Origin of the sequence: Mesocricetibacter intestinalis (genome assembly GCF_004363295.1) — a bacterium.
Taxonomy (GTDB): Bacteria; Pseudomonadota; Gammaproteobacteria; order Enterobacterales; family Pasteurellaceae; genus Mesocricetibacter; species Mesocricetibacter intestinalis.
Genome location: NZ_SNYQ01000005.1, coordinates 100,794 through 126,103 on the forward strand (window position 1 = coordinate 100,794; position 25,310 = coordinate 126,103).

The following is a 25,310-nucleotide window of genomic DNA, read 5'->3' on the forward strand; positions in this document are numbered from 1 at the left end:
AAGTGCGGTCTAAATTTTTATATTTTTTAAGGAGTAAGCCCCGATGCTAATGTTGATTACCTATGACGTATCCTCTACAAGCGAAGGTGCCGAACGTCGCCTGCGACAAATCGCTAAACATTGTTTGGATTATGGTATACGTGCACAATATTCTGTTTTTGAATGTGATGTTACGCCTGATCAATGGGTGGTATTAAAAGATAAATTGTTAAAGACCTATGATCCCGATTGCGACAGCTTACGTTTCTATCATTTGGGTAGCAAATGGCGTAGTAAAGTGGAACATCACGGAGCAAAACCCGCAGTGGATATATTTAAAGATATATTGATTTTGTAAATCGCTAACCTATGGTTATCATTAAAAAGCCGGTAGGTTAGCGATGGTAAAAAGTTCTTTAACAATCAGGATATTATAAAAATTTAGTATAGTAATATGCCTATGCTATACTGCTTATCACTTCCTATATTTAGGGTTAGCGAATCAGGGGCGATAAAGCCTGATAGCATAAGGCTTTAAAATATAGGGAGCAGCCGCCTTCGGGCGGCTGTGTGTTGAAACAGCTGCGTAAGTAATAGCACGACACAATCCATTTGCAGCCGCCTTCGGGCGGCTGTGTGTTGAAACAGCCTCGAAATGAGCGGAAAGCTGATGGTGGAGGCAGCCGCCTTCGGGCGGCTGTGTGTTGAAACCTCCGAATATTAAAACCCAACTGGCGATGATGTTGCAGCCGCCTTCGGGCGGCTGTGTGTTGAAACGTCATTAGTCATATCTTTGCAACTGGATTTATTGACGCAGCCGCCTTCGGGCGGCTGTGTGTTGAAACACATCTGAGCGGGTCAGTGCACGGTAGCTATTTAGCAGCCGCCTTCGGGCGGCTGTGTGTTGAAACTGATAAAAGAATTAAATCTGAAATTGATGGTTTGCAGCCGCCTTCGGGCGGCTGTGTGTTGAAACGGATAACCGCGGCTTTGAGGCGGATATGTTAGAGTGCAGCCGCCTTCGGGCGGCTGTGTGTTGAAACATCTTCATCTTCAAAGACTTCTTCTTGAATTTCTCGCAGCCGCCTTCGGGCGGCTGTGTGTTGAAACACTCACAAAATAAGCACACAGCGCATTACGACTGGCAGCTGCCTTCGTGCAGCTATGTGTTGAAACACTATTTCGGCTCATAGATAATGCGCATCGGAAAGCAGCTGCCTTCGCGCAGCTGTGTGTTGAAACGCAAAGAACAGAAAAAAATGCTCCATTTTTGCAATAGCAGCTGCCTTCGCGCAGCTGTGTGTTGAAACAAGCCCTCCTACCGGAAATTTGTCAGGGGGAAGGCAGCTGCCTTCGCGCAGCTGTGTGTTGAAACCCGGACGATGAGACTTACATTGAGGCAAAAAAAGCAGCTGCCTTCGCGCAGCTGTGTGTTGAAACTGGTGGAGTTGATTTGATTGTAGGTGTCAACGATGCAGCTGCCTTCGCGCAGCTGTGTGTTGAAACCATGTATCCCTGGTAAACTGGCCTACGCCAATCGGCAGCCGCCTTCGGGCGGCTGTGTGTTGAAACTCGTTCTATTCGTTCATACATCTTACGGGCAAGGCAGCTGCCTTCGGGCGGCTGTGTGTTGAAACTGCCGCTATTTCCGCATCGATTAAATCTTGCGTGCAGCTGCCTTCGCGTAGCTGTGTGTTGAAACACCCCGTGCATCGAGCAATAAGGCGACCAACTCACGCAGTTGCCTTCGCGCAGATGTGTGTTGAAACTGTAGTGGGTAAGCCAACCATTGCTCAAACCATGCAGCTGCCTTTGCGCAGCTGTGTGTTGAAACCTGGTCGCAATTAAGCAAAGAGATTCATGCTGCGCAGCTGCCTTCGGGCGGCTGTGTGTTGAAACTGGTTGTCGGTTTAGGCGTGCGTTATATGCTTGGGCAGCCGCCTTCGCGCAGCTGTGTATTGAAACAAGTGTTTTGCAAATTTAAGGGCTACTGAGTATAAACCAAACCTTAACCTCGCCGCTTATTTATAACCCCTTATACGTTGTTATGCCTTTTTCGCTTAAATTAAAATAAAGCGGAATTTGTAATAGTTAAAAATCATAAATTTTTGACCGCACTTTGGTTGAAAGCGCGTTATAATTCAGAGGTGATTTCTAAGCAGACAGGAGTAAGCGATGTCCGATGTAAATAATCTTCAGAAAGCATTAAATGACACGGTGGCGGATACGGTGCGGTTGACACAGTATAGCCACGGTGCCGGTTGCGGCTGTAAAATTTCGCCGAAGGTACTGGAACGGATTCTGCATACGGAAATGGAAAAATTTGCCGATCCCCATTTGCTGGTGGGTAACGAAACCAAAGATGATGCGGCGGTTTATGATATAGGTCAGGGAATCGGGATTATCAGCACCACCGATTTTTTTATGCCGATCGTGGACGATCCCTTTGATTTCGGGCGTATTGCGGCAACAAATGCGATCAGCGATATTTTTGCTATGGGTGGTAAACCCATTATGGCGATTGCGATTTTAGGTTTTCCGATTAAATTGTTGCCGCCGGAAGTGGCGCAGCGTATTGTGGACGGCGGTCGCTTTGCCTGTCAGCAGGCGGGAATATCCCTTGCCGGCGGACATTCCATCGATGCGCCGGAACCGATTTTCGGGTTGGCGGTAACAGGTATTATCAGCACCGATAAAGTGAAGAAAAATGCTTCTGCGCAGGCGGGTTGTAAGCTGTATCTGACCAAACCTTTAGGAATCGGGGTATTAACCACGGCGGAAAAACAGGGTAAATTAAAAGCGGAACATCGCGGTTTGGCGACTGAAACCATGTGTCAAATGAACAGCATAGGTACGGCATTTGCCGAGATTGAGGGCGTAACGGCGATGACCGATGTTACGGGCTTCGGTTTATTAGGACATTTAAGCGAAATTTGCGAAGGCTCAGATTTAATCGCTGAGGTTTATTTTGATAAAATAAAAACCCTGGACGGCGTACTGTACTATATTGAAAAGGGCTGTCAGCCGGGCGGAACCAAGCGTAATTTCGATAGCTACGGTCATAAAATCGCTCCGCTGACCGATCTTCAGAAAGCGGTACTTTGCGATCCGCAAACTTCCGGCGGCTTACTAATTGCGGTAACGGCGGAGGGCGAAGCTCAGGTGATGCAAACCGCGCAAAATGCCGGAATTCAGCTGTATGAAGTGGGGGCGTTGCGGCAAAAAACGGATGAAGATTATCTGATCCGAGTGATTTAAGGACTAACGAACCTCGCCCCGTTTAATAGCGGGGCGTTTTTGATCTATGATTTTTATTTTTAATACGGAACCACTGAGAAAAGTGGGGCGACGCTGAGAAATCTTATCGCCCCTTACTGAAAAATTTCGATTTCTATGCTAGAATTGCCGCCCGATTATTCCGTTTATTTTGATAGGAAAAAATATGAAAGTATTAGAAGGCGTATTAGCCGCACCGAATGCAAGAATTGCCGTTGTTGTGGCGCGTTTTAACAGTTTTATTAATGACAGTCTGGTGGACGGCGCTATTGATGCGTTGAAACGGGTCGGTCAGGTGAAAGATGAAAATATTACCCTGGTACGAGTACCGGGCGCTTATGAATTACCTTTAGCGGTACGTCGTTTGGCGGACAGCAAGCAATATGATGCGATCGTCGCTTTGGGCACCGTTATTCGCGGCGGTACGGCGCATTTTGAATATGTCGCCGGCGAAGCGAGCAGCGGTTTGGGCCAGGTAGCGATGCAGGCCGAAATTCCGGTGGCATTCGGCGTACTCACCACCGAAAATATTGAACAGGCGATTGAACGTGCCGGTACCAAAGCGGGTAATAAAGGGGCCGAAGCCGCTTTAGTCGCTCTGGAAATGGTAAATTTGCTGGCACAGATTAAATCGGCTTAATAGTGGTAGTCTATGACAGAACAAGTAAAAAAAGTAAAAAGAACCTCTTCGCGTCGACGGGCGAGAGAATGCGCGGTACAGGCATTGTATTCCTGGTATATATCTAAAAATCCGGTGGAAATGGTTGAATTGGCCTTTATTACCGATCAGGATATGGAAGGGGTGGATATGGCGTATTTCCGCAAACTTTTCCGTCAGACCGCGGAGCATGCGGAAGATATCGATGGAACCATGGCGTCTTTTCTCGACCGCAGCACCGATGAGCTGGATCCTATTGAACGGGCTATTCTGCGCCTGGCTACCTATGAACTGAAATATGAAGCCGATGTGCCTTATAAAGTGGTGATTAACGAAGCCATTGAAGTGGCCAAAACCTTTGGTGCGGAAGAAAGCCACAAATATATTAACGGTGTGCTGGATAAAATCGCACCGGCCTTATCCCGTAAGTAAGGAACGGTGAAGGCTATGAGTGAGGGCGAATTTGATTTAATCCGGCGTTATTTTTCGACGGCCGGCAAGGCTTCCCGAGCGGAAGTTATTCTTTCCATCGGCGATGACTGCGCCCTCACCAAACTCCAACCCCATCAAACCTTGGCGATTACCACCGATACCATGGTGGAAAATTCCCATTTCTATCCCGATATAGCTCCCTATGATCTCGCCTATAAAGCGGTAGCCACCAATTTAAGCGATCTTGCTGCAATGGGTGCCGAGCCGGCTTGGATTTCTCTGGCGCTCACTTTGCCGAGGGTCGATTCCTCTTGGTTGAGCGAGTTTAGTCGCGGCTTATTCGATATTCTTGATCGTTATAATGTCGCCCTAATCGGCGGCGATACCACTCAGGGTAAACTGACAACGGTAACCATTACCGCTCAGGGGATTTTAAATCAGGATTATGCTTTGCGTCGCGATCAGGCTCAGGTCGGAGATTTCATTTATGTATCCGGTACTCTGGGGGACGGGTTAGCGGGATTCCATCTTTTGCGCGCCATGCAGCAGGGGGAAAAAAGGGCACTTGATTCCGACCGGGATTTTTTAATTCGACGCAATTTTCACCCTCAACCTCGGGTTGAACTGGGCCTCTGCCTGGCACGGCATCGGTTGGCAAATGCCGCTATTGATTTATCCGATGGATTAGGCGGTGATCTCGGTCATATTTTGGCTCGTAGCAGAGTAAGCGCAGAAATTGATTTGGATCAGTTGCCGCTGTCCGAGCCTTTGTTGCGCCTATACGGACGCGAACAGGCGGAATTACTGGGCATACAGGGCGGCGAGGATTACGAACTCTGCTTTACCGTATCTCCTTCTCGACAAGCGGAATTGGATCGGCATCTGGCGCAATTACAGGTGCCTTATCGCCGTATCGGTCGTATCCTGCCGGCCCATTCATCACCAGAAATTACTTTTATACGTGGTGGTAAAAGGCTTGATATAGAAGTTACCGGGTTCGAACATTTCAAATAGGACATAATTATGACTGATCATCAGAATCCGTTGCGCCGACTGAGCTTGCGCAATCCCGTGCATTTTCTTGCTCTGGGATTGGGCTCGGGGCTGATTTCTCCGGCACCGGGAACTTGGGGCAGTCTGGCCGGCTTGGTGATCGGCGCTTTATTACTGTCCTGTCTGGGGCAAAATCTATTCCTGATTTTGACCGCACTTTGTTTTGTGCTGGGTTGTTATCTCTGTCAGAAAACCGCCGATGATATGGGCGTACATGATCATGGGGCGATTGTTTGGGACGAGTTCGTCGGTATCTTTCTGGTACTCAGTGCCTTGCCCGAGCTTAGCCCTTTATGGTTGGCACTCGGCTTTATTCTGTTTCGTTTATTTGATATTACCAAGCCTTATCCGATTCGCTATTTCGACCGTAAATTAAGAAGCGGCTTCGGGATTATGATTGATGACCTATTAGCGGCCTGCTTCAGCATTGTCCCGATCGTAATTTTGCGCCTGCTGATTAGCGCCTGAGGTTCCTATGTTTAAGAAGGTTCTATGTTTAATCTGATTATTCTTCATTTTTTCGGTTTGGTAACTCCCGGCCCGGACTTTTTCTACGTAAGCCGTATGGCTGCGAGTAATTCGCGTCGCAATGCCGTTTGCGGGATTATCGGTATTACGCTGGGCGTCGCTTTCTGGGCGGCGGCGGCAATGTTGGGTTTAGCCCTTCTGTTCGCAACCACCCCTCTACTGCACGGCATCATTATGCTGCTCGGCGGCGGCTACCTTGCTTATTTAGGTCTTTCCGTATTAAGGAGTCGGAATACCACTACATTGGAGCAGCTTTCCGAGGGCGATTTAAATCGTACAAGCAGCATCCGCAAGGAAATTCTAAAAGGCTTGTTGGTGAATTTATCCAATGCTAAGGCGATTATTTATTTTGCCAGTGTAATGTCCTTGGTATTGGTGAATATCAGCGGACTCTGGCAGATACTGACGGCATTTTTAATTATCGTAACGGAAACCTTTGTTTATTTTTATTTAATCTCGGTTTTCTTTTCGCGCCCTTTTGCCAAACGCTTTTATTTACGTTATAACCGCTATATTGATATTGCCGCAGGTGTGATTTTTCTGCTTTTCGGCCTGTTTTTGGCCTATAGCGGTGTAATTGAAATATTTAATCGATAATACAGGAAGGACAAAATTATGACATTAAAGGTAGCTATTGTAGGTGCGGGTGGCAGAATGGGGCGCCAGCTGATTCAGGCGTTGCAACAAAGCGAAGGGGTAATGCTAGGAGCGGCGTTCGAACGTAAAGGCTCGACTCTGATCGGCGCCGATGCGGGGGAATTAGCCGGTATCGGCCATCTGGGAATTGCGGTGGAGGATGAGCTGGCAAAGGGGAAAGAGCGTTTTGATTTGCTAATTGATTTTACCCGCCCGGAAGGAACTTTGGAACATCTGCGCTTTTGTTGTGAAAACGGCAAAAATATGGTTATCGGCACTACCGGTTTTGATGATGCCGGTAAAGCGGCAATTCAAGCGGCGGCACAACATATTGCCGTTGTTTTTGCCTCCAATTACAGTGTGGGGGTGAATTTGGTGTTTAAATTACTGGAAAAAGCCGCCAAAGTTATGGGGGATTATAGCGATATTGAAATTATTGAAGCCCATCACCGGCATAAAGTAGATGCGCCTTCCGGCACCGCGCTGTCCATGGGAGAGCATATCGCCAAGGTTCTGGGGCGCGATTTGAAAACCCATGGGGTATTTACACGGCAAGGTATCACCGGTGAGCGTAAACGCGAGGATATCGGCTTTGCCACTGTTCGTGGCGGCGACGTGGTGGGCGAACACAGCGTGTGGTTTGCCGATGAGGGGGAGCGGGTGGAAATCGCCCATAAGGCCTCCAGCCGTATGACTTTTGCCAAAGGGGCGGTGCGTGCCGCTCAATGGTTGGCAGGGAAAGAAAAAGGCCTGTTCGATATGACCGATGTACTGGATTTAAATAATCTGTAAGATCGTTGAATATAACCGCCGCCGCGTCTTTTAAGGCGCGGTTTTTTATGGGCATAATAGACAAAGCTGTGGGAATTCCGCCCCTTGCGCCGCCTTTAGAGATCGATTTCCAGATCGCTTTCTAAGCGGCAGCAGCAAGGCAGAATTTCATCTTCCTGTAAAAAAGCCAGGGGCGGCTGCGGGTAGGATACCCGGCCTTTTTTCAGCCTGACCCGACAGGAACCGCAATAGCCGCTGCGGCATTGATATTCATGCTGAATCCCCTGACGTTCTAAATTTTCCAGTAGTGAAAGATCCGCAGGGTTTTCAATGATCCGCCGGCTGCGGATTAAATGCACGAGATAAATCTTCATTAAAAAAGTCGCTAAAAAATAACCGCACTTTTGGGAATAAATCAAAGTGCGGTGGTTTTTAGGCGGATTTTTATAGATCGAAATCGTCGAAGTCTTTTGAATCCAGTTTGGAATCTATCTGACCGACTAAATAAGAGCTGACTTCCACTTCCTGCGGCGCCACCTGCACATTATCGGAAACCAACCAGGCGTTAATCCATGGGATCGGATTGGAACGCGCCTGGAAAGGGAGCGGAAGTCCGACCGCCTGCATACGGATATTGGTGATATATTCCACATATTGCACCAGAATATCCCGGTTCAGCCCGATCATCGAACCGTCTTTAAATAGATAATCCGCCCAGTCTTTTTCCTGTTCCGCCGCAGCGACGAATAAATCATAGGCTTCCTGTTTACATTCTTCGGCGATTTCCGCCATTTCCGGATCGTCCTGTCCGGCCGCCATAATATTTAAAATATGCTGGGTACCGGTTAAATGCAGCGCCTCATCGCGGGCGATAAATTTAATAATTTTCGCATTACCTTCCATAAGACGACGTTCGGCAAAGGCGAAGGAACAGGCGAAGGAAACATAGAAGCGAATGGCTTCCAGAGCGTTAACGCTCATCAGACACAAATAGAGCTGGCGTTTCAGACTGCGCAAGGTTACTTTGCATTCTTTGCCGTCCACTTGGTAGGTGCCTTCACCATATAGGCTGTAAAGCTGGCTATCGCGGATCAAATCGTCATAATAAGCGGAAATATCCCGTGCGCGTTTAATAATTTCTTCGTTGGTAACGATATCGTCAAACACCACGGAAGGATCATTGACGATATTACGGATAATATGGGTATAAGAACGGGAATGAATGGTTTCGCTAAAGGTCCAGGTTTCAATCCAGGTTTCCAGCTCGGGAATAGATACCAACGGCAGCAGCGCGACGTTCGGGCTGCGTCCCTGAATGGAATCCAACAGCGTCTGATATTTCAAGTTACTGATAAAAATATGTTTTTCGTGTTCCGGTAAGGCCGCATAGTCGATACGATCCTGCGACACGTCCACTTCTTCCGGCCGCCAGAAAAACGAAAGTTGTTTTTCAATCAGTTTTTCAAAGGTTTCGTATTTTTGCTGATCGTAACGAGCAACATTGACATTTTGACCGAAGAACATCGGTTCCAACAGCTGGTCGTTTTTATTTTGGGAAAAGGTTGTGTATGCCATCAGGATACCTATAAAAATCAAAAAAACAGGACTGTATTCTACCTTAATTTCACGCTTTTATGAACAGCGAACAAGGCTCTTGTTGATTAAGAATTATTCTCAATAATTAATCAGGATAAATTTTCCTCCTACGAGTAAGGACCGATCGCCTAAATCAAAGGCCGGTAGCGGATTAAACCTGCGCTTTTCGCTAAACTCAGCCTAAAATTATAATAACAATAGGTTAGCAGTCCCTATTTTTCAGTTTCAGGGCGGATATAAATAGGGACGCAATATGCGTCCCTGAGTTTTTAGTTTTAGATCTTACAAGCTCCGCCGGCACAGCCGTCATCAAGATCTTCTTGGGCGTCTTCGGCGCCGTCGCGGGTGTTTTGATAATAGAGCGTTTTCAAGCCGTATTTATAAGCGGTTAGCAGGTCTTTTAGTAAGACTTTCATCGGCACTTTGCCCTCTTCAAAACGCTTCGGATCGTAATTGGTGTTGGCGGAAATCGCCTGATCGACGAATTTCTGCATAATTCCGACTAAATGCAGGTAACCGTCCATATTTGGAATATCCCAGAGTAATTCGTAATTGTCGCCGAGGGTTTCGTAGTCCGGCACCACTTGTTTTAGAATACCGTCCTTAGAGGCTTTTACGCTGACATGGCCGCGCGGCGGTTCGATACCGTTGGTGGCGTTGGAAATTTGCGAGGAAGTTTCCGACGGCATTAAGGCGGTTAGGGTCGAGTTGCGCAGGCCGAATTCTTTGATTTGCGCGCGCAGGCTTTCCCAGTCGTAGTGCAACGGTTCTTGAGTTAAGCTGTCGATATCTTTTTTATAGGTATCTATCGGTAAAATTCCCTGTGCGTAGGTGGTTTCGTTAAAGTAGTCGCAAGGGCCGAGTTCTTTAGCCAGATTCATGGAGGCTTTTAATAAATAATACTGAATCGCTTCAAAGGTGCGGTGGGTCAGATCATTGGCGCTGCCGTCGGAATAGCGTACGCCGTTTTTCGCCAAATAATAAGCATAGTTAATCACACCTATGCCGAGGGAACGGCGTCCCATGGAACCTTTGCGCGCCGCTTTAACCGGGTAGTCCTGATAGTCGAGCAAAGCGTCCAGGCCGCGTACGGCAAGATCGGCCAGTTCTTCCAACTCGTCCAGATTTTCCAGTTTGCCTAAGTTAAAGGCGGATAGAGTACATAGTGCGATTTCACCTTCTTCATCATGGAAATGCTGCAGAGGTTTGGTCGGCAATGCGATTTCCAAGCATAAATTGGATTGACGAACCGGCGCCACGGCAGGATCGAAAGGCGAGTGGGTATTGCAGTGATCCACGTTTTGAATATAAATTCGGCCGGTAGAGGCGCGTTCCTGCATAAGTAGGGAGAATAGTTCCGCCGCTTTTACTTTGCGCTGACGAATATTCGGATCCTGCTCGTATTTGGTATAGAGGCGTTCGAATTCTTCCTGATCGGCAAAAAAGGCGGTATAGAGCCCCGGTACGTCGGAGGGGCTGAATAGGGTGATTTCGCCGTTTTTAATTAAACGCTGATACATTAATTTATTCAGCTGTACGCCGTAATCCATATGACGAACACGGTTATCTTCCACGCCGCGGTTGTTTTTCAGTACCATCAGGCTTTCCACTTCCAGGTGCCAGATTGGGTAGTAAACCGTTGCCGCACCGCCGCGTACGCCGCCTTGAGAGCAGGATTTCACCGCCGTCTGGAAATGTTTATAGAAAGGAATACAGCCGGTATGGAAGGCTTCGCCGTTACGGATCGGGCTGCCGAGGGCGCGAATGGCGCCGGCATTAATGCCGATTCCCGCCCGCTGAGATACGTATTTAACAATGGCGGCGGCGGTGGCGTTAATGGAGTCCAGACTGTCGTCGCACTCGATTAATACGCAGGAACTGAATTGGCGCGTCGGGGTACGCACGCCCGCCATAATAGGTGTAGGCAGGGAGATTTTAAAGGTGGAAGTCGCATTATAAAAACGACGAATATAGTCTAAGCGCGTTTCCGCCGGGTATTGGGAAAACAGGCTGGCGGCAACCAATAAGTACAGGAACTGGGCGGATTCATAGATTTCGCCGGTAACGCGGTTTTGTACCAGATATTTACCTTCAAGCTGTTTTACCGCCGCATAGGAGAATGTCATATCCCGACTGTGTTCCAGATAGGTATCCATTTCATCCCATTCTTCCCGGCTGTAGTCGGTGAGTAAAGCCTGATCGTATTTTCCCATACGCACCAGTTTTTTTACATGTTCGTATAGGCGCGGCGGCTCGAAATGGCCGTAAGCTTTTTTACGCAGGTGGAAAACCGCTAAGCGGGCGGCCAGATATTGGTAATCCGGCGCATCTTTGCTGATGAGATCCGCAGCGGCTTTGATAATGGTCTCATGAATATCGGAAGTACGGATCCCTTCATAGAACTGAATATGGGAACGCAGCTCTACCTGTGATACCGATACGTTTTCCAGCCCCTCGGCCGCCCAAGTGATGACGCGGTGGATTTTATCAAGATTGATAGGCTCCTTATTTCCGTCTCGCTTAGTTACCATCAATGCTTTATTCATAGACATTTCACCCTTAGAAAACACAATATATAGAAGTTATAATTAAATTTGCTACAAGATAGAGGGTTGCGTCGTAAAATTCAAGCGTTAAATTTTTTGTACCTAATATTGACAGTCAATAACTTATTTATAATAAAAGGAAAATAATTTTTCTTGTTATCACCAATAAAAAACCTTCGAAATTTTGGCTGAAAAAGGGAGATGGGCTCCTGAGTGCAGAGGATAAAATTAGCATTTTTTTGAGATCTTATGAGTCGTGGTTGAAAGATCTTGAGTGCTTAAAAGAAAAAGCGAGTTCGCTTATTGCAGATGATAAAGAGCGGATAAAGGTCGGATAACGTGCGGATAAAAAAAGTGCGGTATTTTTTACCGCACTTTTTGCTAAGCGAAGAATTACTGAATTAACAGATAGAAGTTATTGCCGCCGCGCATAATATTCAGCGCTATCACGGAAGGCGCTTCTTTCAGCAGAGCATTCAGCTGTTTGACATTTTCCGTTGTTCGACGGTTGACGCCGACAATAATATCGCCGGCTCTCAAACCGCGCTGTGCGGCAGGGGAGTTTGGACTGACTTTTGTAATCTCCACGCCCTTAAGGCCGTTTTTGTCATAATTATTCAGTATGGCGCCCTGGAGTGCCGGGATTAGGCTTTCGCTCGAAGCGGTTTGGGCATTATCGTCCGATTGTAGGGTTACACTGACGGTTTCCGTTTTACCGTCGCGTAAATAGGTGAGTTTCACTTCTTTACCTGCGCCGGAAGTGGCGATTTTCGCCCGCATTTCGGCAAAGCTGGAAATTTTCTGGCCGTTTAGCGCGATAATCACATCACCGGCTTTAATTCCCGCTTTATCCGCTGCGGAATTCGGAATGACTTCGCTGACAAAAGCGCCTTGTTGGGTATCCACATTAAAGGCCTTGGCTAAATCCGCATTTAATTCGCCGCCTTTAATGCCGAGCATACCGCGGCGCACTTCACCGAATTCGATAATTTGCTGTACCAAATTGTTCGCCATATTGCTCGGAATGGCAAAGGCGATACCGGCATTGGTGCCGCTCGGGGAAATAATCGCCGTATTTATGCCGATTAACTCGCCCTTCAGATTCAGTAAGGGGCCGCCGGAGTTACCGCGGTTAACCGCCGCATCGGTCTGGATATAGTTTTCATAGTTGGCGCTGTCATAACCGGTGGAGCGCCCTAAGGCGGAAACGATCCCGGAGGTAACGGTCTGACCCAAACCGAAAGGATTTCCGATGGCTACGGTAAAATCACCGACGCGTAATTTATCGCTGTCGGCAAATTTAACGGCGGTCAGATTTTTCGGTTTTTCCAGCTGTACCAAGGCTACGTCGGATTGTGCGTCTTTACCTATCACCTTACCTTTAAACTCCCGTCCGTCTTGTAGTTGAACGGTAATTTTATCCGCGCTGTCGATAACATGATTATTGGTTAGCACATAGCCTTTGTCCGCATCAATAATTACACCGGAGCCGATACCTTTAAAGTTACGCGGTGCGGAAGGGCCGCCAAAGAAATCATCACCGAAGAAGAAACGAAATTCTTCCGGAATATTTTGGCTGCGGCTGCTGCTTTGTTGTTTACCTTCCACAGCAATAGATACCACGGCAGGTAATACTTTCTCTAGCATAGGCGCCAGACTGGGTATGTTTTGATTATCAACGGCAACCGGCAATTCGGCCTGGCTGACCAGCGGGGTGGCTAATACGCTTAAACCTAGGGCAATAGCGGTTAGAGCAAAATTTCTTTTTTTCATCTTTTTTCCTTCAGATTAAGAGAATTTAATATGTTGTTAACGTAACCCTATGACAAGGAAAATATGGGAATGTTCAGAAAAATTCAATGCGGACGGGTAACAAAAAATGCGATCGGCGGTTTCCGATCGCATTGACAGAAGAAAAAAATAGCAAGATTAATAACGGGGGAAAGCTTATCTTTCCGCCTTAAGAATGCCGGAAGAACCTTCCGAGTAGTCCCGAGGTTGATCTTCTTTTTTCTGAAGAGCCGGGCTGTCGGCGGCGCTATCCGGGGACTCTTCTTTTTCCTGCGCCGGTTGCACAAACAACAGTTTATCGCTGCTTTCCGGCAACAAACGGGCTGAGGATTGGGCCAGATGGCGATATAATTTCTGATAGTCGTCCGCCATGGTTTTCAATAAGTCGGCGCTTTCGGAAAAATGTTTTTCCAGCTGCTGTTTCTGTGTATCCAGTTGCGCTTTTACTTGTTGTAACTCGGCTTCGGTTTTCACTTGTTTTTTCACCGAGCCCTTGGTCAGGCGTACTATCACATAGCCGATAATCAGCCCGAGCACTAATCCGATAGCGGCGGCTTGCCACATTTGCGTCGTCCATACCTGCATCTATAACTCCTTAGTTATGCCGAATAAAAATATCTTGATTATCATAACCTCAAAAAAATCCGTTGTCTTGCTCGCAATGCGCTTTCTTTGGCGTAGATCACAGATTTATCGGACACGAAGGCTTGATAAAACTTGATTTTTTCAGATAAAAAACTGGCGTTTTGGTTTGCACCTATGTATAATCACGCGACCCTGTGAATGTGTCGGATTCCCACCGCACATTATTTTTATCGGTATCATACTCGAAGGGGTAGCGATGGCGATTAACGGTTGTGTTTAGATATAAACACTGGGTATTAATATTATTATTGGTAATTTAATTAATGAAAACTTTTGTAGCAAAACCGGAAACGGTTAAACGCGACTGGTATGTAGTTGATGCGACAGGTAAAACCTTAGGTCGTTTGGCTACCGAATTAGCCCGCCGCTTACGCGGTAAACATAAAGCCGAATACACTCCGCACGTTGATACCGGCGATTACATCATCGTTATCAATGCGGATAAAATCAGTGTTACCGGCCGTAAAGAAAGCGATAAAATCTATTATTGGCATACGGGCTATGTAGGCGGTATTAAACAGGCGACTTTCGCGGAAATGATTCAACGCCGTCCGGAAGCTGTGATTGAGATTGCAGTTAAAGGTATGTTGCCGAAAGGTCCATTAGGCCGTGCAATGTTCCGTAAATTAAAAGTGTATGCAGGTTCACAGCATGAACATGCAGCGCAGCAACCTCAAGTTTTAGACATCTAATCACGGAGCAGAACAATGGCAGAGAATCAAAACTACGGCACAGGTCGCCGCAAAAGCTCTTCAGCTCGTGTATTTATTAAACCGGGCAGTGGTAAAATCATTATCAACCAGCGCGAGTTAGACGTGTATTTCGGTCGTGAAACATCACGCATGATCGTACGTCAGCCGTTAGAATTGGTTGAACTGGCTGAAAAACTTGACCTTTACATCACAGTAAAAGGCGGCGGTATTTCCGGTCAGGCGGGTGCTATTCGTCATGGTATTACCCGTGCATTAATCGAATATGATGAGACTTTACGTCCGGCTTTACGTGCCGCAGGTTTCGTAACCCGCGATGCTCGTCGGGTTGAACGTAAAAAAGTGGGTCTACGCAAAGCACGTCGTCGTCCACAGTTCTCCAAACGTTAATTTTTTACGTTATATTCACAAAATTGCAAGCGCTTATGGGCTTGCAATTTTTTTATGGGCGGAATTTGCCTTCGGGCTTAACTGCGGCGGAGCGGGCAGGGGATCAAATTTCTTCAACCCGAAATTTACTTAAATCGATGCGATCTTCGGTGGCATAAAATTGTGCCAGCGCTTTGCGCAGTATTTCCGCTCTTTTCGGCAGACCCTTTTCGGCATAATGTTTTACCTGGGCATATACGGCTTGTTTAAAAGGTTGGCTATCGCCCGGATTACCGTTCAGATTATCTAAACTGGCAAAATAGCGAAAGCCTGCGGCTACGGACAGGATCCATTCGATTGCCTGAGGTTTTACTTCCACTTTTTCAAATTCGCGCTGTTGTTGCTGGTTGCGTCCGTCCGGTTCGTACCAGTAACCGAAATCTTCCAGTTGACGCCGTGCCGCTCCGGCAACCAGCCAATGAGCGATTTCATGCAGGGCGCTGCTGTAAAAGCCGCGGGCGAAATAAATGGCGTGGTAGGGTACCTTTTCATTGGCAGGGATATAGATGGGCTCTTCACCGCCTTTAACTAAGCGGGTATTGTAGTCCTGTGCAAAACATTGGTTAAAAATATTGATGATATCATTCAGCCGGTGTTCCATACCTATTCTCTTGTAACTAAAAAAAACTCGTGTGATTTTGACCGCACTTTGGGGCGAAGGGCATTATACGTTATTTCTCCGTTGGCAAGAATACACAAGCATACAAAAGGGGACGGATGATTAATCCGTCCCCTTGTTTTTTTGGGATTTGGTATTTAGCCCGCTTATTTTAAGCTGTCTGCATTTTTTAAGGCTTCGATGCGTTTTTCCAATGGCGGGTGGCTCATAAAGAGGGAAGCCAGTCCGCCCCGTTTGCCGTTGATGGCGAAAGCCGCCAGTTGCCCTTCCGTATGCTGAGGTTCGTGCAGGCTTTGTAAGCGCTGTAGCGCGGCAATCATTTTTTGTTTGCCCACCAGAGAAGCGGAACCCGCATCCGCTCTGAATTCACGATAACGGGAGAACCACATGGCGATAATGCTGGCCAGGAAACCGAATACCACCTCCAGTACCATGGATACCAGGAAATAGGTTCCGGAGCTGCCGGAGGATTCTTCATCGTTCTGGCGAGCGGATACCACCTGGGCGATCAGGCGCGAAATAAAGATAACGAAGGTGTTTAATACCCCTTGTAACAGGGTCATGGTTACCATATCGCCGTTTTTAATATGGCTGACTTCGTGAGCCAATACCGCTTCCGCTTCGTCGCGGGTCATTTTGTGCAATAAAGCGGTGCTGACGGCCACCAGTGAATTGTTTTTACTTGGCCCGGTGGCAAAGGCGTTAACATCTTCGGATTCATAAATCGCCACTTCGGGATAAGGCAGACCGGCTCGTTCCGCCTGGGAATGCACCGTATTCAGCAGCCATTGTTCCGTTGCGTTTCTCGGCTGGTTGATCACCTGTGCGCCGACGGATCTTAATGCCATGCTTTTCGATAGCAGTAGAGAGATAATGGAACCGGTAAAACCGAACAGGGCGGCCATAATCAACAGACCGCCGGTTTGCTGCGCCTGAATGCCGGTCAGGCTCAAAATAATATTGAAGACGACCAGCACGGCCATATTGGTTGCTAAGAATAACAATATTCTCATCATAGCGGGATTTTCCTTAATAAGAAGTGAGTGAAAGTTTCGTATTAAATGGTTACATAATTGTTAATTTCAAGGTCGACGCTTATTTTTATCTGCATAGTCTTATCTGCACAGTCATTACCATAAGGACATTTGTTGCCGAGATGCGGTTTCCGGTAAATTAACATGCAGGCCGATAAGGCGTACGGAACGCCCTTGCGCGCGTTGCCAGACCTGTTGCAAGAGTTTGACAAAATTTTCCTGACAAAATTCAACCGCACTTTTATCCATAGTGGTGGTTTGAAAGTCATCGAATTTCAGTTTTACGCCGAGTTTACGTAAGCTTGATAAGGGCAGATCAGGCCGGCTATGGCGAATACGCCGCAGCAGATCGGGATAAAGTTTGTCTAACAGGGCGATGCCTTGTTGCAGTTCGCGGATATCCTGCGCTAATGTGGTTTCCACACCGATGGATTTCGCTTCGCGGCGGATGCAAATTTCTCTTTCATCGATCCCATGGCTGAATTGCCAGATTCTCAATCCCCATTTACCGAATCGATTTAATAGGCGGTTGAGATCGGTTTTTTGCACGTCGGCACAGGTGCGTAACCCCATATCCAGAAGGCGTTGGCCGGTTACCTTACCGACTCCGGGAATTTTATGCAGCGGCAGGGCGGCGACAAATTCAGCTACCTGTTCGGGAGCTATCACAAACATACCGTCGGGTTTATTTTGATCGGAGGCGATTTTAGCTAAAAATTTCAACGGTGCAACGCCTGCCGAAGCGGTGAGCTGCAATTCGTCGAAAATAGTTCGCCTTATGGCCTGAGCTATCCAGGTGGCGGAGCCTTCGTGCAGGCGGCAATGGGTTACGTCCAGATAGGCTTCGTCCAGAGATATGGGTTCGATAATGTCCGTGTAACGGCGGAATATCTGATGAATCTGACGGGAGACCTGTTTATACAGCGGCATATTGACCGGCAACAGAATTAAATTCGGGCAGCGTTTTAACGCCTGCACACTGGGCATAGCGCTATGCAGGCCGAATTTGCGGGCGGGATAATTACAGGTGGTCAACACCCCTCTGTGTTGTGTGCTGCCGCCGACGGCAACGGGCTTATCCTTTAATGCGGGATTTTCCCGCATTTCCACCGCGGCATAAAAGCAATCCATATCAATATGAATAATTTTACGTGTCTTCTGCATGTTAAAAAAAGTAGGATCAATATTGACCGCACTTTAGCATAAATATATGTATAAATAAACAGTGATTATATGTCCTGCGTCCGGGCTAGATTCAATACTTTAGAAAACAAACGCTTAAATAACAGGGGAATGGAATCTTTACCGCGTTTTTCGATTTCATTCGAGAGCAAAATGGCTAAGTCCGGCTTTGAAGTGCGTTGAATGGCGCGCTGAATAATTTTGTTGACCGGATAGTTTCCGCCGGGTTTCCACTGGGCCAGACGGATAAATACATCGGAAAATCCTTGGCTATAAAAGAAATGCTCTATATCCGTTTTAGGCAGCAGGGTAAGCCTTTGATGAGGGTGTTCGTTTGCACCTATCATGTCTTTGGCGATGGCGGCATATTTATGCCCGCTTTCATCGCCGTCGGTCAGCACATACCATTCGATTCCCATGGCTTGCGCATATTTGAGCAGAGGGCGCAGTCCGCATTGAGCAAATTCCACAATACGTATGCCTTCCGTGGCTAAATTAATTCCCAGCAGATTTGCCAGTTCGGATAAAATCCATACTTCCGTTTCACCTTCCACCAGTATCCACATACGGGAAAACAGTGCCAGACTGCGATTATGGTGAATATGAAAGCTCAGGCGGCGGAAATCTTCTTTGCTCAGTTCATGGCGGGACAATCGATAGGCTCTGGTGCGATCCGGATAACGTACCAGACGGCAGACAGTAGTGAGATCCGCGCGGGAAATGAGTTCGACCGAGTTGGTGGTCAGAATGCGCTGAACCGGCAAATAATTCAGTAATTCCCAGACCATGGCCACCATACGCGGATGTAAGCGGTTTTCGAGATCTTCCAGTAACAATATGGGGCGGACGTTATGGGCTTTATCCGAGGCGATATTTTCGTGCATAAACAAGCTGAACAGGCTGTGCTTCAGACGTTGTTGGAGCTGCTTGCTCTCGTCTTGCGCCAGTTTATAACAGAGGGATTGCAGCCGGTTCCAGAGCAGGGCGGGATCTTGGGAAAGTGCGGTGGGATCCAAGCGCTCGATAAAGTAATATTTCAGCAGTTCCGAAACCGCATAAAATTCTGCGCTTAATTCGTCCCTTTCATTTTTTTCTCTGGGTAAAGGGAGATTGCAAAGGGGCGGAACATTTAAGCGGGCATCCCTTAGGCGATATACGGGGTGTTGTTTCAGCAAAGCTTGAATCAAGGTTTCTGCCCGGGCGATATTCAGTTCGCCGCCCTGTTGATCTAAAAAAGAATAGCGGGTATGGATTTCTCCCTGTGGTTTTTTTTCACCGAAAACGCGCAGATACAGACGTCGGCTCCCTTCTTCGTAGGGGAATAAGGCTTCGCTGAGTTGCCGGGTCAGGAGGCCGTGGTTTTTCTCTTCCTCCCTGCTTTCGAAAGTAAACAACAGCATAATCTCTTGCTTTTCCGCTGACAGATGAAAATCTTTCGTGTTAAAGCGGTACAATTTTCCTTCAGGATTGAAAATGACCTGTAATGCCGACAGCAGGCTGGATTTTCCCCAGGAGTTTTCGCCAATCAGCACCATATTTGAACCTAGGCGCACGGATAATCGCTTAATTCCGCGAAATCCTGCAATATCCAATTGCCGCAAATACATGGCTCCTCCCTTTTCCGAACTATCTTAACTTATTGATCGTTGCTATACTGAACGGCAAATTTTTATCATAAAAGCGGATATTATGGAAGGCTTGTTAATTGTTTTAATCCCGATGTTTGCGGGTTATCTGATTAAGATAAAAAGGCAGATTTTGCTACGACATATCAATCGGGTTTCAATGTTACTGTTGTATATTATTCTATTGCTGATGGGGATTTCTCTGGGACAGCTAGATAATCTGGCGCAACAGTTGCCGATAATCGGAATTTCCGCCCTGACCTTCGCCTGCTTTACTCAGGGATTCAATCTTATCGGTTTGCTGAGTTACGATAAACTTTCGCCGCAGCCGCTGAAAAGGGCGGCGCAGCAAACGGGTTCTCGACTGAAGTTGTTATTCGATAGCTTTAAGCTGTGCGCCATGGTCGCATTAGGTTTTGTAGTCGGTTATTTTAGCAAGGGCATACTGTTTTTACCTTTCGGTACCAGTACTTATGTGCTGATTGCATTGATTTTTCTGGTGGGGATTCAGCTGCGTAATAACGGAATATCCTTGCGCGAGGTATTTTTCAATTCGCGCGGTATATATACCGGTTTGATTATGGTCGCCACCTCGTTGCTCGGCGGTATGGTCGCCGCACTGGTGTTAAATTTGCCCGTTGCGCAAGGGCTGGCGCTGGCTTCCGGGTTAGGCTGGTATTCATTATCCAGCGTAGTACTCAATGACGCCTGGGGGCCGGTATTCGGCAGTATTGCCTTTGTTAATGATTTGTCGCGGGAAATTCTAAGCCTGTTTCTGATTCCTTTTCTGATGCCGAATTATCGTTCCGCCGCCGTCGGCATTTCCGGCGCTACCGCACTGGATTGCACCCTGCCTGTGATTCAGCGTTCGGGAGGTATGGAAGTGGTTCCGCTGGCGATCAGTTTCGGTTTTGTTACCAATATTCTACCGCCCTTATTATTGGTGTTTTTTACTGCGCTTCCGTTGTAGGGGAAGCGCTAATTGATGCCTTATTCCTTTGGAGAAGGTAACAATAAGTCCAGCAATGTCGCCATAGCATCTCTTAATGCCTGCTCGCTTAAATCCCCGAAACCGAGGGAAAATAGTTTTCTGTCCTGATAATCGACTGGGTGAATTTTAATCCCTTGGGCTAATGCCCGGCGACAGAGCTCGGCGGCGGAAACTGGTTGGTGCAAAATTTCAATTAGCAGATAAAAGCCCGAATGTTCGCCGTAATAACGAATACTGTCCTTATAGGGTGCTAATAAGCGGCAGAGCAGTTCCATTTTTCGACGATAAATTTTTCTCATACGGTGAATATGTTTTTCAAACTCTCCCTGCTGAATAAAATTCGCCAGGCGTTGTTGTTCAAAGCGGGAAACGGACGAGTGGAAAAATTCACAATATTGTTGGTAAGCTTTTAATAATGGCTTAGGCAGCACCATAAAGCTAATGCGTAAAGCCGGCATCAGCAATTTGGAAAAGGAGCCCAGATAGATCACCTTATGTTTAAAATCCAAGCTTTGCAGAGCCGGAATGGGGCGGCCTTTATAGCGAAATTCACTGTCATAATCATCTTCGATAATATAGCGATCCTGCGCCTGATTGGCCCAATCCAATAACTGTTGGCGCCGAGTAATGGATAAAACCTGCCCGAAAGGGTACAAATGAGAAGGGGTCAGATAGGCGATATTAATCTTATGGCGCTTTAGAAATTCAATATCAAACCAATCTTCTTCTTCGCTGACCGGTAATTTAACCACCTCTTTTTCATATAGGTTTAACAGTTTTTCCACTTTGGGGTAACCGAAGCTTTCCATGGCATAGATCATAGATTGCTGTGGGATATGGCGATTAAACAGCAGGATCAATTGTTGCAGACAGCCCTCCACGCCGGCGGCGATCACAATTTGTTGCGCATCGCAGTTTACCCCCCGCGATAAAGCCAAATAATGGGCTATTTGTTGGCGTAAGTTGGCATCCCCCTGTTTATCTCCCAAGCTGAGCAATTCCCGCCCTTGAGCATAAAAACAGCTGCGGGCGGCCTTGCGCCAGCTTTGCAGCGGAAAATGGCAGCTATCGATTCTATTCGGATCCAGATCGAATTTTAGCTTGGGTAAATCCTGAAAGTGCGGTACTTTCGGCGGAATTTTTGCCGAATTAAAATCCAGTTCCGCCTGAAAGCAGACAAAAAATCCCCGCCGCGTTTTAGATTCGATATAGCCTTCCGCCTGTAGCTGCGTATAGGCGCTTTCCACCGTATTTTGGCTAATTTGTAAATATTCGCATAGGCGGCGTTTGGAAGGCAGGCGTTGAGCAAAATTCAGCCTCTGGCAGTGGATATCCGCTTTAATTTGCTCGTAGAGTTGCAAGTAGAGAGGCGTTCGGAGGGATTTATCCAGTGAATAGCTTAGTTTTTGCATTTCTGACCTCATTAAATTTATTAATTCTGACCCTTTTAATCATACCTGAGCGAACACAAAATAGCGAAAGCGTTATTCATTAAACTTAGCAGGAGAGAAAAATGACAATAATTACCGGATCGGAAGTGGTAAAACGGGGCATGGCGCAAATGCAGAAAGGCGGCGTGATTATGGATGTGGTAAATGCGGAGCAGGCGCGTATTGCGGAGGCCGCCGGTGCGGTAGCGGTAATGGCGTTGGAACGCGTTCCTTCCGATATCCGTGCTGCCGGCGGCGTGGCGCGTATGGCAAATCCGCAAATTGTGAAAGAAGTGATGAATGCGGTTTCTATTCCGGTAATGGCGAAAGCCCGAATCGGACATATTACGGAAGCGCGCATATTGGAATCGCTGGGGGTGGATTATATTGATGAAAGTGAAGTGCTTACCCCGGCGGATGAAGAATTTCATTTGTTGAAAAGCGAGTTTAAGGTTCCTTTTGTCTGCGGCTGTCGTGATTTGGGCGAAGCCTTACGCCGCATCGGCGAGGGGGCATCAATGCTACGTACCAAAGGTGAACCCGGCACCGGGAATATTGTGGAAGCAGTACGCCATATGCGTAAAGTCAATAGCCAAATCCGCAAAGTAGCGGCCATGAGCGATGACGAACTAATGACCGAAGCAAAAAATCTTGCCGCCCCTTTTGAATTGTTGCAGCAAATCAAAACATTGGGGAAACTGCCGGTAGTGAATTTTGCCGCCGGAGGTGTGGCAACCCCTGCTGATGCCGCATTAATGATGGAACTCGGTGCGGACGGTGTATTTGTCGGTTCCGGTATTTTTAAATCGGAAAACCCGGAAAAATTTGCCCGAGCTATTGTACAGGCCACCACCCATTATCGGGATTATGATTTAATCGCCCGTTTATGTGAAGATTTGGGTGAACCCATGAAAGGACTGGAAATTTCCCGCCTGGCGCCGAATGAAAGAATGCAGGAGCGCGGTTGGTAAGATGGATTATTCAGGTTTAAATATCGGCGTTCTTGCTCTACAAGGGGCGAGCGCCGAACATTTGCAACAGCTGCAAAGCTTGGGGGCAAAGGGAGTTGCAGTCAAAAAAGTTACTCAGCTGGCAGAATTGGACGGGCTGATCCTGCCCGGCGGAGAAAGCACCGCCATAGGCAAATTAATGGTGCAATACGGCTTTATCGACGCCATACGCCGATTCGCCGCACAGGGCAAACCGATTTTCGGTACCTGTGCGGGCATGATCTTATTGGCTAAGGAGATTGAAGGCGGCGAACCGGCGCATTTGGGACTGATGGATATCAGTGTGCGGCGTAATGCTTTCGGCAGACAGACGGATAGTTTTCAGGCGGATATCGAAGTGGAAGGATTAAGTGCGCCTTTCCCGAGCGTATTTATCCGGGCGCCTTATATTCTTGGAACTCGTCAACAGGTACAAACATTGGCGGTTTTTAGCGGATATCCGGTATTGGCGCGCCAACAAAATTTACTGGCATGTGCTTTTCACCCTGAATTAACAGCGGATAACCGCATTACCGATTTGTTTTTACAAATGGTTTGTCAGGCCGGAAAGGCAAAAATGCAAGGAAAAGCAAGCTAACCGGAACTATGCCGAAATAACCTTGTTGCAATAAAAATTAAAGGTCATCAAAAATTCTTCTTGAGAAATTATTCCGTTAAAATATCATCAGGTATAAAAAGTTAATACCAATTAATAAGAGATTATTTTAATGGAGAATACTATGAAAGGCTTATTTACTATTGTTTTTATCGGTGCTTTGACTTGTTCTGCGGCAAATGCAAAACCTGTTAATAGTTTTGCTCAGGCCGTGGATAAAGTGATCGCTTCTATTGAAAAGAATCAGCTTTCTCCTCTGAAAACGGAATGTTTAATTTTTATGGAAAGCGAAGTCAATGATATTTACTATTTTGTTGATGTGAGGGAAAAACATGATGAAAAGTGCGGGGGAGCACCCTATACCGCGCCAAGATTAATGAGCTATGAGGTGAATAAAAAAACAGGCGAACTATGTACGGACAGTATTGTCTGGGCGGAGCGCTCAGGGGCGGAAGATCCTTATGCCTTTGTATGTAACCCGATTAATTAAATTTTTTATGCACAAGTAGTCGGCAATTGTATCTATTTTAATCTTTGGATTGAACTACTGTACTATTTGAGTAGATATATCGTATATACTGTGATCTAAATCACAGACAGTTTATGATTTTTTAAGTAGGATTAATTTAAATTATTCACTTAAATTGAAAAATGGGACTGGAGTTCATTATGGATGTAAAACAATTTGCTGAATCATATGTATTGGCTAATTCAGGTAATTTTCCTAACGATAAGATTTTCTTGTTGAAAGAAAAATTATCATCACTTCCTGAAGATAGACAAAATTCTATTCAGGCTGTAGGTTTGAAGAACCCGATAGTAACATTAATGCTATCTTTGTTTTTAGGAACATTAAGTATCGATCGTTTTTATTTAGGAGATATTGGCCTAGGAATTTTAAAGATAGTATCTGTTTTATGTTTTGGTGTAGGTCTGATTTGGGTATTTTTAGACATATATTTTTGCTATAAAAAAACAAAAGAAATTAATTTTAACAAAATTATGCTAGTGGTGTAGAGCAAGCAATATTTTTAAAGAAACCCTTATTTAAGGTTTTTTTTATGATGTGATGTTTTGAAAATTGCATTGCTATCCATTTAGCTAAGAGGAAATTGAAGCTATTAATCAGAATTGTGGTTGCAACGAGGGTTAACGGATTTGATTTTAGATTAGATAAATAGGCTCAGTCCGCCTTTGATTTTGGAGAGAAAAAAGCCCCTTAACATTTGGTTACGGGGCTTTAATCCTTCTACGGTTTAATCTTTTTACGGATCATATAGGGCTTATTTACCGTATATTTACGTCATATTATTTTATAACGAAATCCTATAACACATTGATTTTATTACCGTAGTTATATCGATGTTATATAATTTTTGGTGGAGCTGGCGGGAGTTGAACCCGCGTCCGAAATTACTCTACCTTCAGCACTACACGTTTAGTCTGGTCTTTAATTTCATTTACCCACTGCGGACAGACACGCGACAGATAAACTAGCTTGATTCAATTTAACGCTTCGATCCTCAAGCGGAGGCTTCCACGCGATCTCGTTTGGGTTTGACTCCTCTTGATCCCCGTCTTACGAGCGGAAGCTGGGGAGAGAAGGCTAAGAGCAGGTTATTAAGCTGCTAAAGCGTATTGTTCGTCGTTTGCGACTATTTTTTTGCGGTTTATTTACGAGGCCTACCGCACCTCGACGTGCACCTTGGGCTTCGCCAATCCCGTCGAATCCAGAATCAGCCCCAAAATAGACGGGCAGTCTAACAAATATCAA

At 46.5% G+C, this 25,310-nt stretch carries 25 protein-coding genes and 1 other RNA gene; 15 read left to right on the forward strand and 11 right to left on the reverse strand.

The window, feature by feature from the left end; genetic code table 11:
* Positions 1-43 precede the first annotated feature (43 nt).
* The 8 genes from cas2 to dapB all read left to right on the forward strand — a co-directional run bounded on the left by cas2 (position 44) and on the right by dapB (position 7,354).
* The gene (gene cas2 / locus EDC45_RS07325; RefSeq protein WP_133545000.1) at positions 44-337 is read left to right on the forward strand and encodes a CRISPR-associated endonuclease Cas2; all 294 of its coding nucleotides are present in this window, start codon (positions 44-46) and stop codon (positions 335-337) included.
* Positions 338-2,154: 1,817 nt separating this feature from the next.
* The gene (selD, locus tag EDC45_RS07330) at positions 2,155-3,237 is read left to right on the forward strand and encodes a selenide, water dikinase SelD (RefSeq protein ID WP_133545002.1); all 1,083 of its coding nucleotides are present in this window, start codon (positions 2,155-2,157) and stop codon (positions 3,235-3,237) included.
* 184 nt (positions 3,238-3,421) lie between these two features.
* Complete coding sequence (gene ribH, locus EDC45_RS07335) at positions 3,422-3,895, forward strand: 6,7-dimethyl-8-ribityllumazine synthase (protein WP_133545004.1); 474 nt, start codon at positions 3,422-3,424, stop codon at positions 3,893-3,895.
* Between the two features lie 12 nt (positions 3,896-3,907).
* Complete coding sequence (nusB, locus tag EDC45_RS07340) at positions 3,908-4,345, forward strand: transcription antitermination factor NusB (RefSeq protein WP_133545006.1); 438 nt, start codon at positions 3,908-3,910, stop codon at positions 4,343-4,345.
* A gap of 15 nt (positions 4,346-4,360) precedes the next feature.
* Positions 4,361-5,359, forward strand: coding sequence for a thiamine-phosphate kinase (gene thiL, locus EDC45_RS07345; protein WP_133545008.1), 999 nt, complete (start codon positions 4,361-4,363; stop codon positions 5,357-5,359).
* A 9-nt stretch (positions 5,360-5,368) separates the two neighbouring features.
* Positions 5,369-5,866 carry a phosphatidylglycerophosphatase A family protein gene (locus EDC45_RS07350; protein ID WP_133545009.1) on the forward strand — a complete coding sequence of 166 codons (498 nt, stop codon included), beginning with the start codon at positions 5,369-5,371 and terminating at the stop codon, positions 5,864-5,866.
* A 24-nt stretch (positions 5,867-5,890) separates the two neighbouring features.
* Positions 5,891-6,523 carry a homoserine/threonine efflux transporter gene (locus tag EDC45_RS07355; protein WP_133545010.1) on the forward strand — a complete coding sequence of 211 codons (633 nt, stop codon included), beginning with the start codon at positions 5,891-5,893 and terminating at the stop codon, positions 6,521-6,523.
* A gap of 18 nt (positions 6,524-6,541) precedes the next feature.
* The gene (gene dapB / locus EDC45_RS07360) at positions 6,542-7,354 is read left to right on the forward strand and encodes a 4-hydroxy-tetrahydrodipicolinate reductase (protein WP_133545011.1); all 813 of its coding nucleotides are present in this window, start codon (positions 6,542-6,544) and stop codon (positions 7,352-7,354) included.
* A 95-nt stretch (positions 7,355-7,449) separates the two neighbouring features.
* Here the strand turns inward: dapB and yfaE are convergent, their stop codons facing one another.
* The 5 genes from yfaE to EDC45_RS07385 all read right to left on the reverse strand — a co-directional run bounded on the left by yfaE (position 7,450) and on the right by EDC45_RS07385 (position 13,851).
* Positions 7,450-7,707, reverse strand: coding sequence for a class I ribonucleotide reductase maintenance protein YfaE (yfaE, locus tag EDC45_RS07365; RefSeq protein WP_133545012.1), 258 nt, complete (start codon positions 7,705-7,707; stop codon positions 7,450-7,452).
* 70 nt (positions 7,708-7,777) lie between these two features.
* Entirely contained in the window at positions 7,778-8,908 is a 1,131-nt protein-coding gene (nrdB, locus tag EDC45_RS07370) for a class Ia ribonucleoside-diphosphate reductase subunit beta (protein WP_133545013.1), read from the reverse strand.
* A 296-nt stretch (positions 8,909-9,204) separates the two neighbouring features.
* Positions 9,205-11,475 carry a class 1a ribonucleoside-diphosphate reductase subunit alpha gene (gene nrdA / locus EDC45_RS07375; protein ID WP_133545014.1) on the reverse strand — a complete coding sequence of 757 codons (2,271 nt, stop codon included), beginning with the start codon at positions 11,473-11,475 and terminating at the stop codon, positions 9,205-9,207.
* A gap of 393 nt (positions 11,476-11,868) precedes the next feature.
* Entirely contained in the window at positions 11,869-13,248 is a 1,380-nt protein-coding gene (locus EDC45_RS07380) for a DegQ family serine endoprotease (RefSeq protein WP_133545016.1), read from the reverse strand.
* A 174-nt stretch (positions 13,249-13,422) separates the two neighbouring features.
* Complete coding sequence (locus EDC45_RS07385; RefSeq protein ID WP_133545018.1) at positions 13,423-13,851, reverse strand: Z-ring associated ZapG family protein; 429 nt, start codon at positions 13,849-13,851, stop codon at positions 13,423-13,425.
* Positions 13,852-14,174: 323 nt separating this feature from the next.
* Here EDC45_RS07385 and rplM point away from each other — a divergent pair, with 323 nt between their 5' ends.
* Positions 14,175-14,603 carry a 50S ribosomal protein L13 gene (rplM, locus tag EDC45_RS07390; RefSeq protein ID WP_133545020.1) on the forward strand — a complete coding sequence of 143 codons (429 nt, stop codon included), beginning with the start codon at positions 14,175-14,177 and terminating at the stop codon, positions 14,601-14,603.
* A gap of 15 nt (positions 14,604-14,618) precedes the next feature.
* Positions 14,619-15,011, forward strand: coding sequence for a 30S ribosomal protein S9 (gene rpsI, locus EDC45_RS07395; protein ID WP_133545022.1), 393 nt, complete (start codon positions 14,619-14,621; stop codon positions 15,009-15,011).
* Positions 15,012-15,114: 103 nt separating this feature from the next.
* Here the strand turns inward: rpsI and EDC45_RS07400 are convergent, their stop codons facing one another.
* The 4 genes from EDC45_RS07400 to EDC45_RS07415 all read right to left on the reverse strand — a co-directional run bounded on the left by EDC45_RS07400 (position 15,115) and on the right by EDC45_RS07415 (position 19,492).
* Entirely contained in the window at positions 15,115-15,651 is a 537-nt protein-coding gene (locus tag EDC45_RS07400; protein WP_133545024.1) for an elongation factor P hydroxylase, read from the reverse strand.
* Between the two features lie 164 nt (positions 15,652-15,815).
* On the reverse strand, positions 15,816-16,685 hold the full coding sequence (htpX, locus tag EDC45_RS07405) for a protease HtpX (protein WP_133545026.1): 870 nt from the start codon (positions 16,683-16,685) through the stop codon (positions 15,816-15,818).
* A 114-nt stretch (positions 16,686-16,799) separates the two neighbouring features.
* Complete coding sequence (gene dinB / locus EDC45_RS07410) at positions 16,800-17,867, reverse strand: DNA polymerase IV (RefSeq protein WP_133545028.1); 1,068 nt, start codon at positions 17,865-17,867, stop codon at positions 16,800-16,802.
* A gap of 65 nt (positions 17,868-17,932) precedes the next feature.
* The gene (locus tag EDC45_RS07415) at positions 17,933-19,492 is read right to left on the reverse strand and encodes an ATP-dependent nuclease (protein ID WP_133545030.1); all 1,560 of its coding nucleotides are present in this window, start codon (positions 19,490-19,492) and stop codon (positions 17,933-17,935) included.
* A gap of 79 nt (positions 19,493-19,571) precedes the next feature.
* Between EDC45_RS07415 and EDC45_RS07420 the strand changes: the two genes are divergently transcribed.
* Positions 19,572-20,480 carry a LysO family transporter gene (locus EDC45_RS07420; RefSeq protein WP_133545032.1) on the forward strand — a complete coding sequence of 303 codons (909 nt, stop codon included), beginning with the start codon at positions 19,572-19,574 and terminating at the stop codon, positions 20,478-20,480.
* 20 nt (positions 20,481-20,500) lie between these two features.
* Here EDC45_RS07420 and pdxR read toward each other — a convergent pair whose 3' ends face one another.
* The gene (gene pdxR, locus EDC45_RS07425) at positions 20,501-21,913 is read right to left on the reverse strand and encodes a MocR-like pyridoxine biosynthesis transcription factor PdxR (protein WP_133545034.1); all 1,413 of its coding nucleotides are present in this window, start codon (positions 21,911-21,913) and stop codon (positions 20,501-20,503) included.
* A 101-nt stretch (positions 21,914-22,014) separates the two neighbouring features.
* On the opposite strand from pdxR, the gene pdxS reads away from it, so the two are divergent.
* The 4 genes from pdxS to EDC45_RS07445 all read left to right on the forward strand — a co-directional run bounded on the left by pdxS (position 22,015) and on the right by EDC45_RS07445 (position 24,553).
* The gene (pdxS, locus tag EDC45_RS07430) at positions 22,015-22,902 is read left to right on the forward strand and encodes a pyridoxal 5'-phosphate synthase lyase subunit PdxS (RefSeq protein WP_133545036.1); all 888 of its coding nucleotides are present in this window, start codon (positions 22,015-22,017) and stop codon (positions 22,900-22,902) included.
* Position 22,903: 1 nt separating this feature from the next.
* Positions 22,904-23,518, forward strand: coding sequence for a pyridoxal 5'-phosphate synthase glutaminase subunit PdxT (gene pdxT, locus EDC45_RS07435; RefSeq protein WP_133545038.1), 615 nt, complete (start codon positions 22,904-22,906; stop codon positions 23,516-23,518).
* 142 nt (positions 23,519-23,660) lie between these two features.
* The gene (locus tag EDC45_RS07440; protein ID WP_208107257.1) at positions 23,661-24,026 is read left to right on the forward strand and encodes a hypothetical protein; all 366 of its coding nucleotides are present in this window, start codon (positions 23,661-23,663) and stop codon (positions 24,024-24,026) included.
* Between the two features lie 179 nt (positions 24,027-24,205).
* Complete coding sequence (locus tag EDC45_RS07445; RefSeq protein WP_166635114.1) at positions 24,206-24,553, forward strand: TM2 domain-containing protein; 348 nt, start codon at positions 24,206-24,208, stop codon at positions 24,551-24,553.
* 360 nt (positions 24,554-24,913) lie between these two features.
* On the opposite strand, the gene ssrA is transcribed toward EDC45_RS07445, so the two are convergent.
* Positions 24,914-25,280: a transfer-messenger RNA gene (ssrA, locus tag EDC45_RS07450) on the reverse strand.
* Positions 25,281-25,310 lie beyond the last annotated feature (30 nt).